The organism is Geobacillus sp. GHH01, from assembly GCF_000336445.1.
GTDB classification, from domain to species: domain Bacteria; phylum Bacillota; class Bacilli; order Bacillales; family Anoxybacillaceae; genus Geobacillus; species Geobacillus zalihae.
This window is the reverse complement of the sequence record NC_020210.1, coordinates 459,426-474,626: the sequence shown is the minus strand read 5'-3', so window position 1 is coordinate 474,626 and position 15,201 is coordinate 459,426. Positions and strand designations below refer to the sequence as shown.

Genomic DNA, 15,201 nt, shown 5'->3' with positions numbered 1-15,201 from the left:
ATTCACACTTCTCTATAGGGGGCATGGATGATGGGCCGTTCTCGCGGACAACGAACACGCGACAAAAACAAGGCGACTTTGCCGCAAGTGCCGAAACAGCTGAAATCTGACGGCATCGATGTGGAATACTCGGCAGAATTTGCCGACCATGAAGACCTTGAAGCACAGGCACGCGCTGCGGCAGCCGGCATCCGCCGGCAAGAGCGCAAACAGTAATCGAACATGGCGCCCGCTTTGATGGGGCGCCTTTTTCCTGTGAACCGCTTCCGCTTCGCTTTGCTTGGAGTGAGAGACTTTCTTTGTTCAACGCGTCTCTCAAGCCACGCTACACCGTCGCCTCGCCCTCGAGCTCCAACACTTGGCTGTACCGTTTGTAAAACCGCCCCAACTCCCCTTTGTAATGGTCTTTCCACGGTTTTTCCTTGCCGCAATAATGGATAAAAACGGTGTTTTCCTCAATCCAAGCTAAATCGTGTTTCGGGTTGGGCAAAAGCTGCAAAAAGTCATAATAGCGTGCGTCGTAGTTGTAGCGGTAGCAGTCGACCGGTTTAATTTTGTCCCAGTACAACCCGTTTAAGACGTCTTGGTCAGGAAGAACAAGCTTGAACCGGTTGTCGCGAATGAACTGGTAAATGTCCGCAAGCCGAACGTGTTCGCGCATCATCGCAATGTTCATCATCATCACACCCGTGTTGAAATACCCTTTCGCGTTCGGCGTTTTTAACCGCAACTTGTTGAACAAGTTTGCCACCTTCGTCGAATGGGTATGCTCAGCCGCAATGAACAAGTTCCCTTCAAAATCCATGTCATACAGCTCATCCATCGGGTTGATCGCCACAATATCCGGATCAAGGTACAAGACACGGTCGACATCTGGCGGCAAAAACAAATGCGCCGCCAGACGGTAATACATCTCCACCGTATAGTGGCGGAAAACAGGCGCATCATGAAACAGTTCTGGATCAACGTAAATCGGCACCAGCTCATGCCCCTGCCGGCGAACAAACTCGCCAAGCGCCTCAATCTCCTCCTCACTAATACGTGAATATAACAAGTAAAATCTGAATGGGCGGCGATTATGGCAAAATAATGAGTGCATCAACACTTTCAGCGGCGGCAGTTAGTTGGCGTCTGTCGTCACTAAAACATGAAACATGCTCCATCACTTCCTTATCTCATCGATTCCCCTTTCTTTACAATTATATCTGAACACGGGCAAATGTTGCCCCCCTTTTGGCCTTGGACAGCAATGTTTTCCCATCATCCTTTTCGTTGGATCATATTTCCTGTCCATGATATAGTGGAAAGAGAACAGAAAAAGGGGGATTGGAAACATATGGGGAATGTTCGTTGGGTGTTGGCTCTCATTTCGTTTTTAGCAATCACACTTTTCTCCTGCAGCAAACCGCCATCGCCGCACGATGCATTAAAAACGTACACCTCCTACTGGACGAAACAGCAATTTGCGAAAATGTACGACATGCTCTCAGAAGAAACGAAAAAAACAGTCGGCAAAGAGCAATTTGTTGACCGCTATAAAAAAATTTACGGCGACATCCAGGTGTCTCACTTATCCGTTGCCCCAGTCCCTGTTCAAACTGATAAAAAAGACGGTGACAAAACGGAAATCTCCTTGCCGTTTTCCGTAAAAATGGACACAGTCGCCGGGCCCGTGCAGTTTCGCCACGAGGCAAAGCTTGTCAAAGAACAATCCAATGACAAAGAACAATGGCGCATAAAGTGGGATCCGTCTTATATTTTCCCACAGCTTGGCCCCAATGACAAAGTGCGGCTGAACATCACGCCGGGAAAACGGGGAGAAATTATCGACCGCAACGGCCAGCCGCTTGCCATGAACGGTACGGCATATGAGATCGGAGTAATTCCAGGGCAAATGGGCGACAATGCGGAAACCATCAAACAGAAGCTTGCCTCGCTGCTTGGCGTTTCGCCCGAAATAATTACAGAAAAGCTAAACGCGCCTTGGGTGCGTCCCGATTATTTCGTACCGATTCAAAAGGTGTCGAAAACTGATAAGCGGGTTGAGGAAGCTCGCCGCATCCAAGCCGTCGCCGTTAAAGAAACGCCCGAACGGGAATATCCGCTTGGCGCAGCAGCCGCTCATTTAGTCGGGTATGTGGGCACGATCACGAAAGAAGAATGGGAGGCAAAGAAAGATGAAGGCTACTCGCCAACCTCCCGGATTGGGAAACGCGGTCTTGAGGAGCTTTGGGAAGGGCGACTGCGCGCCCATGACGGAGCCCGCCTTTATATCGAAAAAGCGGACGGATCGACCGTGACCATCGCAGAAACAAAGCCGAGAGACGGCGAAACGATTGCGGTAACGATTGACGCCAAAGTCCAGCAGGCCATTTACCGCGAAATGAAAGGTCGCGCCGGCACAGCGGCGGCCATCCATCCGCAAACGGGAGAAATTTTGGCACTTGTCAGTTCCCCGTCGTTTGATCCAAACCGGTTCGTGCTCGGCCTTTCATCATCGGAATACGCAAAATGGCAAAATGACCCGCTCCGCCCGCTCGTTAACCGCTTTGCTGCGACCTATGCACCGGGATCAGCCATCAAACCAATTATTGCCGCCATCGCTCTTGAACAAGGCGCCATCACGCCAAAAGAAACAAAAACGATTCACGGCCGACGTTGGCAGCCGGATCGTTCATGGGGCAACTATTTCATCACCCGCGTCCACGATGGACCGGAGCGCGTCGACCTGACCAAAGCCCTTGTTTACTCTGATAATATCTACTTTGCCATGGCCGGCCTCGAGCTCGGCCCGGAACGGATGGAGTCCGGCCTTCGCTCATTCGGGTTTGGAGAAAAGCCACCATTTCCGTACCCAATTCCGGCGTCGCGTTTTTCCAATAGCGGGAGCTTGAAAACGGGACCACAACTGGCCGATACTGCCTATGGACAAGGGGAAATGCAAATGAGCATTCTTCACCTTGCCGCTGCCTACACCCCGTTTGTAACGGGAGGTGATTTGCTTCAACCGGTGCTCGAAAAAGGCCAACCGAAAACCGTCTGGAAACAAGGCGTCATCTCCAGCCAGACAGCCGCCATCGTCGCCGGCGATTTAGTCCGTGTTGTCGCTGATCCGAACGGAACGGCTCATGATGCTTACATCAAATCTATTCCGCTTGCCGGCAAAACCGGGACCGCCGAGCTGAAGCAGGAAAAAGGAACACAAGGAAAGGAAAATGGTTTGTTCGTTGCCTACCCGGCCGACCGCCGTGATCTGTTGCTTGCCCTGTTGATCGAAGGGGTGGAAAACGACGGCGGCAGCCGCTACGCCGTCAACGCAGCGAAGCGCATCTTTACTTCCCTCCGCTAGCCGATTAAGGCTGGCGGATGTTTTTTATACAAGTTAGATTATTTACAATTATCAAACAATATTTTATAATAAATGTATCGAGTCGTCTCCTGCCCGCTTCACCGCCCGGCAGATCAGACGGCTGGCATCACTGTTCATTGACTTCGCTACCCGTCACGGCAGCATTCATCGCTATGTTTGCCTTCCATATTATTGAAAAAGAACTGTGCGGCCTGACGGCATTTCCGCGCCGGAATGCCTTCTCAGTCCGTTCAAGCCGGTTCCTGTCTTTACCTTGCCTGGGAACCGGCTTTTTGCATGTCAGGAAAGGGGGGGAAACGAATGGCGGGAGCGCTTGATGGCGTGCGCGTCCTTGACTTGTCGCGCGTATTGGCGGGCCCGTATGCGACGATGATTTTAGGCGATTTAGGGGCCGATGTCATCAAAATCGAAGCGCCGGGCGGGTCGGACGACACCCGGTTTTGGGGGCCGCCGTTCCAAAATGGGATGAGCGCCTACTACACGGCCGTCAACCGCAACAAGCGAAGTGTAACCGTCGATCTAAAAACAGAACAAGGGCGGGAAACCGTTCGCCGTCTGGCGGAGACAGCCGATGTCGTCATCCACAATTTCAAAACCGGGACGATGGACAAATGGGGGCTTGACTATGAAGCGCTGTCCCGCCTCAACCCGCGCCTCATCTACTGCTCGATCACCGGGTTCGGCGAAACCGGTCCGCTCGCTTCGCTTCCCGGCTACGACTACATCATTCAGGCGATGAGCGGCTGGATGAGCATCAACGGCACCGCGGACACCGGCCCGCTCAAAGTGGGAGTGGCCGTCACCGACGTGTTTACAGGGTTGTATGCGGCCATCGCCGTCGAAGCGGCGCTTTTGGCTCGTGAAAAAACGGGGCGCGGACAAAAAATTGATTTATCGCTCTTTGACTGCGCTGTCAGTGCATTGGTGAATGTGGCGGCGAACTACTTAATGTCAGGTGACATTCCGCAGCCGCTTGGCAATGAGCATCCGAACATCGTTCCGTATTCAACGTACGAGGCAAGCGACGGTCCGATCGTCATCGCCGTCGGCAATGACCGGCAATTTCAGGCGCTTTGCTCGCTATTGTCCGACCGCTCGATCGGGTCTGACCCGCGTTTTCAGACAAACCCAGGCCGCGTCGCCCATCGGGACGAACTAAACCGGCGGCTGAATGAAGAAATCAAGCGGCGGACGCGCGCCGAATGGCAGCGCCTTCTCGCTGAAAAAGGGATCCCGTGCGGCCCGGTGCAAACGATGGACGAACTGTTTCGCCATCCGCAAACCGACGCGCGTCATATGACGGTCACCATGCACCACCCAACCGTCGGTCCGCTGAAACTTGTCGCCAGCCCGCTCAAGCTGTCTGGGACACCGGTCTCCTACCGGCTGCCGCCGCCGCTCGCCGGCGAACATAACAACGAAGCCGAAACCAGGTGGCAAAACGATCCAGAAGCCGAAGGCAACGATAACGAATCGCCATAACCAACGCGAAGACAAAGTTTCTGGAAACGGCCGGCTGAACGCCCGCCAGTGCACTGGCATGCAATGGAAACCGCCTTTACACAACAACGGATGCATAGGGGGATGGAAACGATGATGAACTTCGACTTTACACCGGAACAAGAAATGCTCCGGCAAACGGTGCGCAAATTCGTCGACAAAGAGATCATGCCGTATATCAAAGAATGGGACGAACGCGGCGAATTCGACCGCAACATTTTCAAACGGCTCGCCGAGCTCAATTTAATGGGAGTGTGCATCCCGGAAGAATACGGCGGCATGGGCATGGACTACAACTCGCTCGCCATCGTCTGCGAAGAGCTTGAGCGCGGCGATACGGCGTTTCGCACCGCCGTGTCGGTCCACACCGGACTCAATAGCCTCACTCTTTTGCAATGGGGAACTGAGGAACAAAAACAAAAATACCTTATCCCGCAAGCCCGCGGGGAAAAAATCGGCGCGTTCGGCCTCACTGAACCAAACGCCGGCTCGGACGTCGCTTCCATCCAGACGACAGCCGTCCGCGACGGAGATGACTACATTTTAAACGGACAAAAAACATGGATTTCCCTCGCTGACATCGCTGACCATTTTCTCGTATTCGCCTATACGGACAAATCGAAAAAGCACCGCGGCATTTCCGCCTTTATCGTCGAACGGACGATGCCCGGCTTTTCGTCGCGCCCGATCAAAGGGAAGCTTGGCATTCGTTCCGGAAACACTGGCGAGCTGTTTTTCGACAACGTCCGCGTCCCGAAAGAAAACTTGCTCGGGGAAGAAGGCGAAGGATTCAAAATCGCCATGTCAGCGCTTGACAACGGCCGCTTCACCGTCGCCGCCGGCGCGGTCGGCCTCATTATGGCATGTCTTGAGGCGAGCGTTAAATACTGCCACGAACGAAAAACATTCGGCAAAGAAATCGGCCGCCATCAGCTCGTCCAGCAAATGATCGCCCGCATGGAAGCTGGTTTGCAAATCAGCCGCCTGCTCGTTTACAAAGTCGGCTTTCTCAAAAACGAAGGCCGGCGTTGCACGAGAGAAACATCGCTCGCCAAATGGATCGCCTGCGACTACGCGAACCAGGCGGCCGACGATGCCGTGCAAATCCATGGCGCCTACGGCTATTCGAACGAATACCCGGTCGAGCGCTACTTGCGCAACTCGAAAGCGCCGGTCATTTACGAAGGAACACGGGAAATTCATACGATCATGCAGGCCGAATATGTGCTCGGTTACCGCCAAGACAAACCGTTGCGCAAAACGCTGCCGGCATGGCGGCCGGCTGAAAACTGAATCACCAACGAAATCATGGGCGGCCAAACCGCTGACCCGCACCAAAACGCCGCTGCCCCCCATCAACCGATGAGGGGCAGCGGCTTATGGCTCTTTCTCCTCCATTTTGCAATATTGTTTGTACAAATCTTTTAGCGCCGCGCACAGAGCAGAATGGGCTTTCCCTAAATACCCTTCGTCAAGCTCGGCGAGCAGACCGTCGATGCCATCGCGCAGCGAATGGCCGCGAAGCAGGCGGGCCACGTAATCGCGCCCATGTTCAGTAGCCAATGTGCATGATGCCTCCACGATCACCCCGTATTTTTTATCAATTTCCGCTGTGATCGTCAGCGTATCGTAAAGGCTTTTCGCCGCCATTCCGGCCGGCAGCCGCGCATGACCAGCGATAAACTGCGTTTTCATCCGCTTTCCCTCTTTCCTCGTCTTTCCTGTTGCTGTTATACCAGCTGCTATCTTATTTCGCGGCGTGCATCCATTTTCCCTGCCTCGTTTGGCAGTCAACGAAAAAAAGCCGCCGGCCAGACAAACCCGGCAAGCGGCATATCGTTGCTTTTTAGCGCTGCTGTACCGACGCAAGACGGCCTGCCTCCCAGTTCACCCACGCCCCGCTGTCTGGGTCAATCGAGGCGAGACGGAGCCAGCCGTTTTGGACTTTGCGCCGAAATTCGCTGTTTTCATCGAGCAACCGCTCGATATAGGAAAACGGCGCTTCAATGATGACGAGCAACCGAAGCGGAGAGTGGAACCACTCACGGTCAGATGCGGCGACGGACTGCCACGGCAAGCCGGCTAGCAAGTCGCTTCCGTTCCCTTGCATGACGCCGATGCCGCCGGTCACCGTCTGGGTCGTTTTGTCGCCGCTTCCGTAATGATGCGGTGCCACTGTCGAAGCATAATATTGCAAGTTGATCCACTGCCCAACCGTAGCCGGCCCAGCGATGATGCCGGCCAGCGCCTCACCGGTCGGATCTTCGCGCCAATCGTAGCTGTGCAAAAACACCCGGCCGTCTAAATGAACGCCCTTTGTCAACGCCCGCCGCCCAATCAGGAAAGCGGCGTTCCCCGCCAATCCCCACTCCGGACGAATTTCACTCCAGTCGACGGCGCGGCGTTGCGCCTCCGCCACCGGATCGCGCGGCATGGCGCCGACATGCGGCAGCTTCGCCATCCGCTCAGCATTGGCTTGGCGGCTGACGTCGGCAAGCGCTTGTTTCAGCTGTCGAAACGCCGCCTCAGCCGCTTCGGATAACGGCGGCACTTCCACCCAACGCAACTCGTCAACGGTCGTGATATGTTCAGCGGCGACGAACACGGTCTCATCCGGGATGATGATTCCCTCTTTCGCCAATCCATCCCGCACGTGCGGTAAGTTGGCCAACGCGGCGAATACGCGGGCGTTGAACGCCCCAGCCGCGCCGCCGCACGCCCCGCAATCGAGCGCGGACGCATACGGGTTATTTGTCGTCTCGCTCTCATGGCCGCAGACGACGACAAGCGGGGCAAATGAAGACGTCAGGCCGATGTTCACGAGAAGCTGTTTTACGTATTGCACTTGCTCTTCTTTTGTCAACCCGATCGGCAGCCCAGTCGTTTCGTCATGCCCTTGGCAATCAAGCGACAGCGTCGTCTTCGGTTTTTGTTGCGCCGACATTTCCGCCTGATGAATGGCTTGCCCGGCCCAAGCCGGCGCCGCGCTGCGGGCGATCGTATGCAAACCGAGCCACGGGCCGCTCATTTCCGGAAGCAGCAAACCAGCCAGCAGATGCTGCTTGATTTTTTTAAACGTCCGGCCGACAAAGCGGAACAGATCGCGCCGCCGGCGGTACGGCGCCGCCGTTTCGGGAGAAGCGGTTTCGTTGATTTCATGCCGCGGCGCCACAATCGCCGGGCAAGATGGATGGGCGTCATCTCCGTCAAGCACGCGCGTTTGGATCGGCAAGCCGAAAAAGCCAGCGCAGCCGTACGTTTCAAACGGGCCGACCGCCTCTACATGACGGCGGAACGGCTCGGAGCGCACATCAATGCAAAACAATAGCTGCGCTGCCGCCTGCTCTTTTGGCTCCTCAGGTTGACGGGTGAGAACCGCTTCTTTCAACTTCGCTTCATACGTATCTTCCCACGCCTCAAGCCAAAGATGGCGGCGGCCAATCCGCCAGAACCGATCGGCGAACACCAGACGAGCTTGGCGGTCTTCGAGCGACAGGCGCCGCCAGTCGTCCAGCGTCATGCCGCCCCAGTGGATCCAGGCGGCCAACAGCGGCCCAACCGCACGATCGTCTTCGTTTTCTTCCTCCTTCAGCGGCAGATGGGGCGCTGTGAACACCCACTCCAGCGACAAACGAACGGCCAAGTAGTTGATCAGCCCGCCGACGATTTCGTCACCTGCACGGCGCGATTGCCAGACCATCATCCCCGCCCAGCCGGGCAGAGCTAATAAATGCGCTTCTAAATAGGCCACTGCTTCCTCATCCTGCACCCCGAGCTGCTCAAGCGCCCGTTGCAGCGCCTCCTCTGGATGGTGAGGCCAATCGAAAAGCCGTTTCCGCTCCTCCTTGGACAAGGACGGATCAAGAGGCGCCAAGCGACGCCAAGACCCGTAAAAGCCGTGTTCACGGTGCGGCAGCGCCCACGCCGCCTCTCCCCGATCGTAAAACAGCTTGCACCATTTGATCATTTGTTGATTCAACCGCTTTTCCAAACCAAGGCGCACAGACCGCGTGCGGATGGAAACAGAGCGCAGCGGCATAGCGGCGGCCAACTCGATCAGTTTCGGCATCTGAAGCGCTTCTTCGGGCACCGCATCGTTCCAAAGGAGGGCGCGGCATAGCCGTTCCGCTTCATGGCGCGGCGCAGGAAGCGGCTCGTCATCCAACCATCGTTGCAGACGCCGCTCGATGAAGGAAACGTCAATCTCCCCTTTGGATAGCGCCGCATGAAAAACGGCCATTGGCGGATACAAGTCGATGCCGTAAGCTTCTTGCAGCCGGTCAGCCGCGTCGACAAACGACTTGTCTTCCATCCCCATCCACGGATGGCGGGCGATAAACGCAGAAATCGGCCAAAGCGGAGCGATCACCTTCGCCGCTTCGCTGACGATCGCCTCGAGCGGACAAGCGGCTGCTTTTTTTGCCTCCGTTGACCGTTCAAGTGATATGACGCTTCTACTCATGAGCCATCCCCTCCTTTAGATAGGACGCCAAATAACGCGGGTGTGCTTCGGTCGCCGCCGGACGCGGTTCACCAAGATGAACAAACCACATGTACAGGCGAATGGCAAGCATGGAACTGCGCCGGTTCGCGATCCATACAGCAACCAGCGCCGCGGCAACAAACAGAGCGCAGACCAGCCATTCGAACGAAGCGGGCGGCAAAAAAGCGGACGACATCCCGTTATGAAGCAGCGCCATAAATTGATGGCGCACCGTTTCGGACACCAACGCCAAAGCAACGACAACCGCAAAGCCCAGCCAACGGCCTTCGCGAAAATCCGTAAGCCGTCCCCAGGCAACCGTTGCCGAGGCCGAAAGCAAAAGCGCGCTCAACAGCCGGGCCGGTTCGTGCGGAGCCGCCTGCCAAAAGGCCCACCCAAACAGCACGCCGAGGATGATGCCGCCCGGCCGCGAACTGCCTGTTTTTCGCAATCCTGCCCGACCGACTCGCGGCACGACGGACCCGGACTGCAAAAAGAGCGTCGCTTTAAACAACCCGTGCAACACTAAATGCACTACTGCGGCCCCGTAAGCGCCCAGGGCGCATTGCACAAGCATGACGCCCATTTGCGCCATCGTCGAACCGACGAGCTGGCGCTTATAGTCAACATGAACAAAGCTAACGCCCGTGCCAATCAAAATCGAGGCAAAAGCGATCAGAAACAGCGCCACATGCGCCCACGTTTCGTGAAAAAGCGGAGAAAAGCGCCAAAGCAAGAGCCCCCCAGCGTTGACAAGACCGGCATGCATCACCGCTGACACCGGCGTCGGCGTCACGGCTGATTCCATCAGCCAGCGATGAAACGGCCATTGCCCAGCTGGAATGACGGCAGCCAACATGAGCAATCCGCTCATCACCGCCCTTTCCCATAGAGCGAGACGAGCTAAACGTTCCGCCGACAACGCCGAGACGAGCGTCCATTCACCGACTCTCGCCCCAAGCCAAACAGCGGTGAGGGCCACAGCAATCCAACTTGCCAAAAACAGCATGCCCATCTGCCAGGCAACGAACTGAGCCGGCTCCCATTCTTTTTTCAACGCGATCAACGCCACAAGCCCCACAAGCGGCAGCCCCCAGCACACTGCGATCAACCGCAAGTCGCCGGCCGCCCACGTGAGCGAAGCGGCAAATGACGTCCATGTCAAGAGCGAGAAATACAGCCGATAGCGGCGGTCGCCGTGCAAATAGCGAACCGCAAACCGTTGAATCGCCCAGCTGAGAAGCGAAATATAAACGGCGGACAGCCAGCTCGTCGCATCAAACCGCCACGGGCCGATGTCGACCGCGCCGCCGGCGCCGATCCATCCGAATAGCGCCGCCGCCCCCGGCAACAGCAACAGCCAAACGTGCACATGCACATATCGTTCCGACACGCGCGGAAACAGCCACACGATCGCGCTTAGGAAAACGACCGCAATCGCCGCCAGCCATCCCCATGCGAACCATTCGTTCCCCATTGCCATCTCCTCCCCTCATCTGCTTGCACATCGTTCGAGAGAAAAAAGAAAAAACCGGCTATGTCAATCAGGCAAAACGGCCGAAAAAGGCCGTTCCATTGCCTATCGATTGCCCATAGCCGGTTTACCTTCAACCAATCATCGCTCGATTGTTTGAAGATCTCCCGTTCGTTGTCGCGCGGCAGGCGACGGTCGGTTTCCCTTCAACGAACCTAAGCCCACGTAGGTTTTTTGAAGGGCTCCCGACAGCATCGTCCACTATTTTATTCTATATAAGTTGCAATAAAGATTTTCCGATTGTTCGATTCTGTTTTCCTTCATAACAAGTCATTTTGATAGAATGCAGCGGGCGCTCTACTGGATGTAAAACAAAGTTTCAACTTATATATACTTACTATACAAAAGTTGTTTCAATTATACAATAACTTTATTGATTTGTCATGGAAAAATTTATTTTGTCAACTGTTTCTCCAAATCGTTGAACAGCTTAAAGACAATAATCCGCTCACCCGTTCGGGTGCTTAAATCGGTATGAAAGCTTTTTACTTTTTCACCCGTGATTTCCAAAATCATCTTCTTCAAATCATCGACGCCCGATTCCACCAAACTCGTCCGCGACCGTTTCACCGCCAGCATCCCTTCCTTCGATTCACAAAGAGCGTACTCAGCAGGCGTCAGGATGCCGTGCAAAGAAACAATGATCATATCGCGCAAAATATCGGTTTTCACTGACACCGAGCCGCGGCCGAGAAAATCTTTTTCCCATTTCGTCAACGCTTTGCTGATTTCCGATTCCATCCAACCTTTTGACTTGTTCATGCCCTGATCCCCCTAACCAACCCGCGGCTTCTCGCCGCCATCCGCCACGTTGCACTGATAAACATTATTATAGCCGTAATTGGTGGATAGCGCTAGAGCAAAATGGGCAAGGCGCCGATAGAAAGCGGATTCATTCGCGTTTTGCCAGAGGCATGAGGCATCGTCTATTGGAACAAGAACAGCGGCCCCGCACCGGCCGCGCCTGGGTCGATACCGGCACACGGCCGCCCCTGTTGAAACAAGAGCGTCCGTTGTTCCGTTGGCCAGCAGGGAAAACAAACGCCCTTGCCGCACATCCTGCGACCCTATTTTTTGTTGCAACTGGGAAAAACAAAAACCAAGCCATTCCTTCTCCCCAATAACCCCGTCATCCAACCTGCGCGGAAACGTCGCCAAGAACAAGCAAACCGGCTTTCTCCTTTCCAAGCTGGCTACTGCTTTATACACCGGAGCGACCGCAGCCGGTTCAGTGCCGCCGCCAGCTCGAAGCGGCGCGGGCGAGCAAGTTCACCCGGATTCCCTTTTCGGAACGAAATGGAGCCTAGCCCTTGACGGTCCCATTGCTCTTCGATCGCATCGAGTAGTTGGCGGATGGTTTTCTTCCCGTCGAGCCATCCTTTTCGTTCCATATACAGCAGCGCCGCGGCAATCGCCCGAGTCTGGCTGTCATCGACCAGCTGCTCAAGCGCATAAAGCAATAGATCGGTTTGCCCGTACTGAATAACGTGCCGTCCGCGCGCGACGGCTTTTGCTTTTTTTCCTTTTTGGCTGTTCAAACTTTCGGGCAGGGGAATGCGCTCGCGAATGCGGCCGAACGACTCTCCGCCTTCCGCTTTCCGTCCCGACGGCATCTCTGCAGCGATCCGCTTCGCCTCCCCCGTCACATCAAACGGGACGTACTGCTCCATTTTGATCACGCAATCCGCGATGTCCAAGTAATCCCCCAACCCGCCGACGACAAGAACCGTCGAAATGCCGTAATCGCGAAATAGTTGACGCGCCTTGTCGATATACGGCGTGATTGGTTCGGCTTCTTTCGCCACGAGCGCCTGCATGCGTCCATCGCGGATGAGCAAATTCGTCGCGCTTGTATCTTCGTCAATCAAAAACGCCGATGCCCCCGCTTCAATCATTTCGATCATGCTCGCGGCCTGTGAGGTGCTGCCGCTCGCGTTTTCCGTCGAAAACTGCGTTGTCTCTTTGCCGTACGGCAACGCGCCAATGAGCGGCGAAATGTCAACACTGGCGACGCTCCGGCCGTCTTCGGCGCGAATTTTCACCGCCCCGCTGTCGGTGATGACAAACTCCCGCCCGTCGCCGGCGATATGGTCATACACGCCGTGCTCTAACGCCTGAAGCAGCGTCGATTTGCCGTGATACCCGCCGCCGACAATAAGCGTAATGCCTTTTCGGATGCCCATGCCTTTGATCGGTTCAGCGCGATGCGGAACGGGGATCGCGATCTCCAGCTCCGGCGGGCTTTGAAACGGCACCGCTCCACGTTGCAGCGGCTTGTCGCTCACTCCGCTCTCCCGCGGCAAAATCGCGCCGTTTTTGACAAACGCCACCAAACCATGCTCGCGCAAATAACGGCGAATGGCGTGCTGCTGATCGGCCAGCTCCACCGCCGGGCGGATGTCTTCTTCCCGAAGGCCGTACACCGCTCGCTCAATGACGGATGGAATTTGCTCGAAAAAGATGGCCTCGGCTTCTTTCGCCAAAATGCGCCGTCCATTCGCCGGCAAACCGACCGATAAACAAACCGTAATCGTCTCGTCAGCCACTTGCACCGCCGTCCGCTCGAGCACTTTTTGCCCCGGCGCATCAATCAAGACGAGTCCACTTTTTCCCGACCCGCGCGCCCGCAGCGGCCATTGCCGCAATGCATGATGGATACGGCGCGCTAGCACATCTTCGCAGCGGACGCGCCGCGGTTTCGTATTCGTCCACTCCGCTGCCAGCGCCGTTTTCGCCCGCGGCACGATCACCCGCACCTTGGACGGTTCGGCAAACGGATCGCCTTGCACGTGGTCAATCGCGAGCGTAAACAGTGGAAATCGATATGTACCTTCAATCGCTTTATACGCCTTATAGCCTTTTTGGTCGATCGACCGCAGCCGTTGTCTCAGCGTTTCCATCCAACCATCCCCTTTCTTTTCCCTTCATCTTTCCACGGACACCTTGAAATTGGAGGCAACTCCATGAATGCCCCATAGTCCTGCGTGACACGTTCATCATCATGTTCAACCATTGTGCGCCCCTATGCACCATTTTGATTGTACCGCAAACCCATCCCCTTCATCCATCACCAGCAAAAACAGCGGCCCGCCTATTTTTAGAACGAGCCGCCTGCTGCTTAACGATTTTTCATCCCTGTATAAATCAAAATCGCTTCTTTGAGAAATTCCGCCGCCCCCGGGTGGACGCGGTCATAGTACGCTTTGAACCGTTCGTCCTCAACATATAGGCGCGCCAACCCGGCGTGCGCTTCTTTAGAATAATGATCCCACCAAAAGCTAAGCCACTGCCGATGCAAGGCAACGGCCCGCTGCGCCTCCTCTCCGGCCGGGTCGCCGGACAACATCGCTTCTTTCAATGCCTCAAGCACGTCCTTGCTGAGCTTCTCTGCCTCATCAAACTGTTCCTTCGTCATGTTCCGCAGTGTTTCGTTTGAGCGATTCACTTGTTCCTCCCCATATTTTTGCCGGATTTCCTCCCCATATTTCTGTTCATTTTCTTCAATCAGCCGCTCCTTAAACGCGGCGAATTTCTCCTTGTCGCTCATCATCATTCCTCCTTCTTTCGCGGCAATCGTTTTTTCAACACTCGCAATCAACGCATCAAGATGACGCCGTTTTTCCAACAGCTGCTGGCGGTGCTGTCTGAGCGCCTTCAGTTCATCGAATGACGGAGAATGGACGATCTGTTTGATCGTTTCCAAATCGACGCCAAGCTCACGGTAAAAGAGAATTTGCTGCAAACGATCGACTTCGCGCCGCCCGTACAGCCGATACCCGGCTTCGCTCAACCGCGCTGGCTTCAGCAACCCAATCTCGTCGTAATACCGAAGCGTCCGGCTTGTCACCCCCGCCAGTTTCGCCAGCTCATGCACCGTGTACTCCACTTCCTTCACCTCCTTATTCATGACGATACACCTTGACGCAACGTAAAGGTAAAGAGGAAAAAAGAAAAAAGGGCTCACGACCAGCCCCTCATTGAACAATCGCTGTTTTATTTGTTAAAAGCGATGCCTTTCATCAATTTTTCCTCGTTTTCTCGATATGCGGCATCTTCGTTATCACAATCGAATGGTTCAAATCGACGTTAGGCAACAGCTGCGGCTCGCTCGTTGTTTCCATCGCCCCTGCTTGTTTCACATGAGGCGAAAGCGGCTCGCCAACCGAATCGCGGATGATGATACGCTGGTGAAATGACGCATATCGTTCCTTTGTTTTGTCCGTCCCGTCCCATTGCAAGGGAAAGAGGACAGCACATACAACCAATATTCCCACCGCGGCCAACAGAAGAACATTTCGCTTCACTTAACCACCT

At 55.2% G+C, this 15,201-nt stretch carries 13 protein-coding genes; 5 read left to right on the top strand and 8 right to left on the bottom strand.

Translation table 11 applies throughout. The features are described 5' to 3' along the window. The first annotated feature begins 30 nt into the window (after positions 1 to 30). A complete protein-coding gene (locus GHH_RS02370; RefSeq protein ID WP_011229952.1) occupies positions 31 to 216 on the top strand; it encodes a YfhD family protein in 186 nt (61 codons plus the stop codon). Positions 217 to 325: 109 nt separating this feature from the next. Here GHH_RS02370 and GHH_RS02365 read toward each other — a convergent pair whose 3' ends face one another. Beyond that, positions 326 to 1,099 (bottom strand): glycosyltransferase family 8 protein, encoded by a 774-nt coding sequence (locus GHH_RS02365; RefSeq protein WP_015373963.1) that lies wholly within the window; start codon positions 1,097 to 1,099, stop codon positions 326 to 328. 237 nt (positions 1,100 to 1,336) lie between these two features. Between GHH_RS02365 and GHH_RS02360 the strand changes: the two genes are divergently transcribed. The 3 genes from GHH_RS02360 (at position 1,337) to GHH_RS02350 (ending at position 6,163) form a co-directional block, all read left to right on the top strand. After that, the gene (locus GHH_RS02360; RefSeq protein WP_015373962.1) at positions 1,337 to 3,349 is read left to right on the top strand and encodes a penicillin-binding transpeptidase domain-containing protein; all 2,013 of its coding nucleotides are present in this window, start codon (positions 1,337 to 1,339) and stop codon (positions 3,347 to 3,349) included. Positions 3,350 to 3,670: 321 nt separating this feature from the next. Continuing rightward, complete coding sequence (locus GHH_RS02355) at positions 3,671 to 4,852, top strand: CaiB/BaiF CoA-transferase family protein (RefSeq protein WP_015373961.1); 1,182 nt, start codon at positions 3,671 to 3,673, stop codon at positions 4,850 to 4,852. Between the two features lie 111 nt (positions 4,853 to 4,963). Then, the gene (locus GHH_RS02350) at positions 4,964 to 6,163 is read left to right on the top strand and encodes an acyl-CoA dehydrogenase family protein (RefSeq protein WP_015373960.1); all 1,200 of its coding nucleotides are present in this window, start codon (positions 4,964 to 4,966) and stop codon (positions 6,161 to 6,163) included. Between the two features lie 84 nt (positions 6,164 to 6,247). Here the strand turns inward: GHH_RS02350 and GHH_RS02345 are convergent, their stop codons facing one another. The 4 genes from GHH_RS02345 to GHH_RS02330 all read right to left on the bottom strand — a co-directional run bounded on the left by GHH_RS02345 (position 6,248) and on the right by GHH_RS02330 (position 11,649). Further along, on the bottom strand, positions 6,248 to 6,565 hold the full coding sequence (locus GHH_RS02345; protein WP_011229948.1) for a DUF3870 domain-containing protein: 318 nt from the start codon (positions 6,563 to 6,565) through the stop codon (positions 6,248 to 6,250). Positions 6,566 to 6,716: 151 nt separating this feature from the next. Then, on the bottom strand, positions 6,717 to 9,332 hold the full coding sequence (locus tag GHH_RS02340; protein WP_015373959.1) for a DUF2309 domain-containing protein: 2,616 nt from the start codon (positions 9,330 to 9,332) through the stop codon (positions 6,717 to 6,719). Continuing rightward, entirely contained in the window at positions 9,325 to 10,830 is a 1,506-nt protein-coding gene (locus GHH_RS02335) for an NADH dehydrogenase subunit 5 (protein WP_015373958.1), read from the bottom strand. The genes GHH_RS02340 and GHH_RS02335 overlap by 8 nt, the downstream gene beginning before the upstream one ends. 450 nt (positions 10,831 to 11,280) lie before the next feature. Continuing rightward, complete coding sequence (locus GHH_RS02330) at positions 11,281 to 11,649, bottom strand: DUF2294 domain-containing protein (protein ID WP_011229945.1); 369 nt, start codon at positions 11,647 to 11,649, stop codon at positions 11,281 to 11,283. A 167-nt stretch (positions 11,650 to 11,816) separates the two neighbouring features. Here GHH_RS02330 and GHH_RS19075 point away from each other — a divergent pair, with 167 nt between their 5' ends. After that, positions 11,817 to 12,011 (top strand): hypothetical protein, encoded by a 195-nt coding sequence (locus tag GHH_RS19075; RefSeq protein WP_168105296.1) that lies wholly within the window; start codon positions 11,817 to 11,819, stop codon positions 12,009 to 12,011. A 69-nt stretch (positions 12,012 to 12,080) separates the two neighbouring features. Here GHH_RS19075 and GHH_RS02320 read toward each other — a convergent pair whose 3' ends face one another. The 3 genes from GHH_RS02320 to GHH_RS02310 form a co-directional block, all read right to left on the bottom strand. Then, positions 12,081 to 13,787, bottom strand: coding sequence for an ABC-ATPase domain-containing protein (locus tag GHH_RS02320; RefSeq protein ID WP_015373956.1), 1,707 nt, complete (start codon positions 13,785 to 13,787; stop codon positions 12,081 to 12,083). 218 nt (positions 13,788 to 14,005) lie between these two features. After that, positions 14,006 to 14,794, bottom strand: a complete 789-nt coding sequence (locus tag GHH_RS02315; protein ID WP_033005468.1) for a MerR family transcriptional regulator — start codon at positions 14,792 to 14,794, stop codon at positions 14,006 to 14,008. 112 nt (positions 14,795 to 14,906) lie between these two features. Continuing rightward, positions 14,907 to 15,191: a hypothetical protein gene (locus GHH_RS02310; protein ID WP_015373954.1), complete on the bottom strand. Its 285-nt coding sequence runs from the start codon at positions 15,189 to 15,191 to the stop codon at positions 14,907 to 14,909. Positions 15,192 to 15,201: the final 10 nt, after the last annotated feature.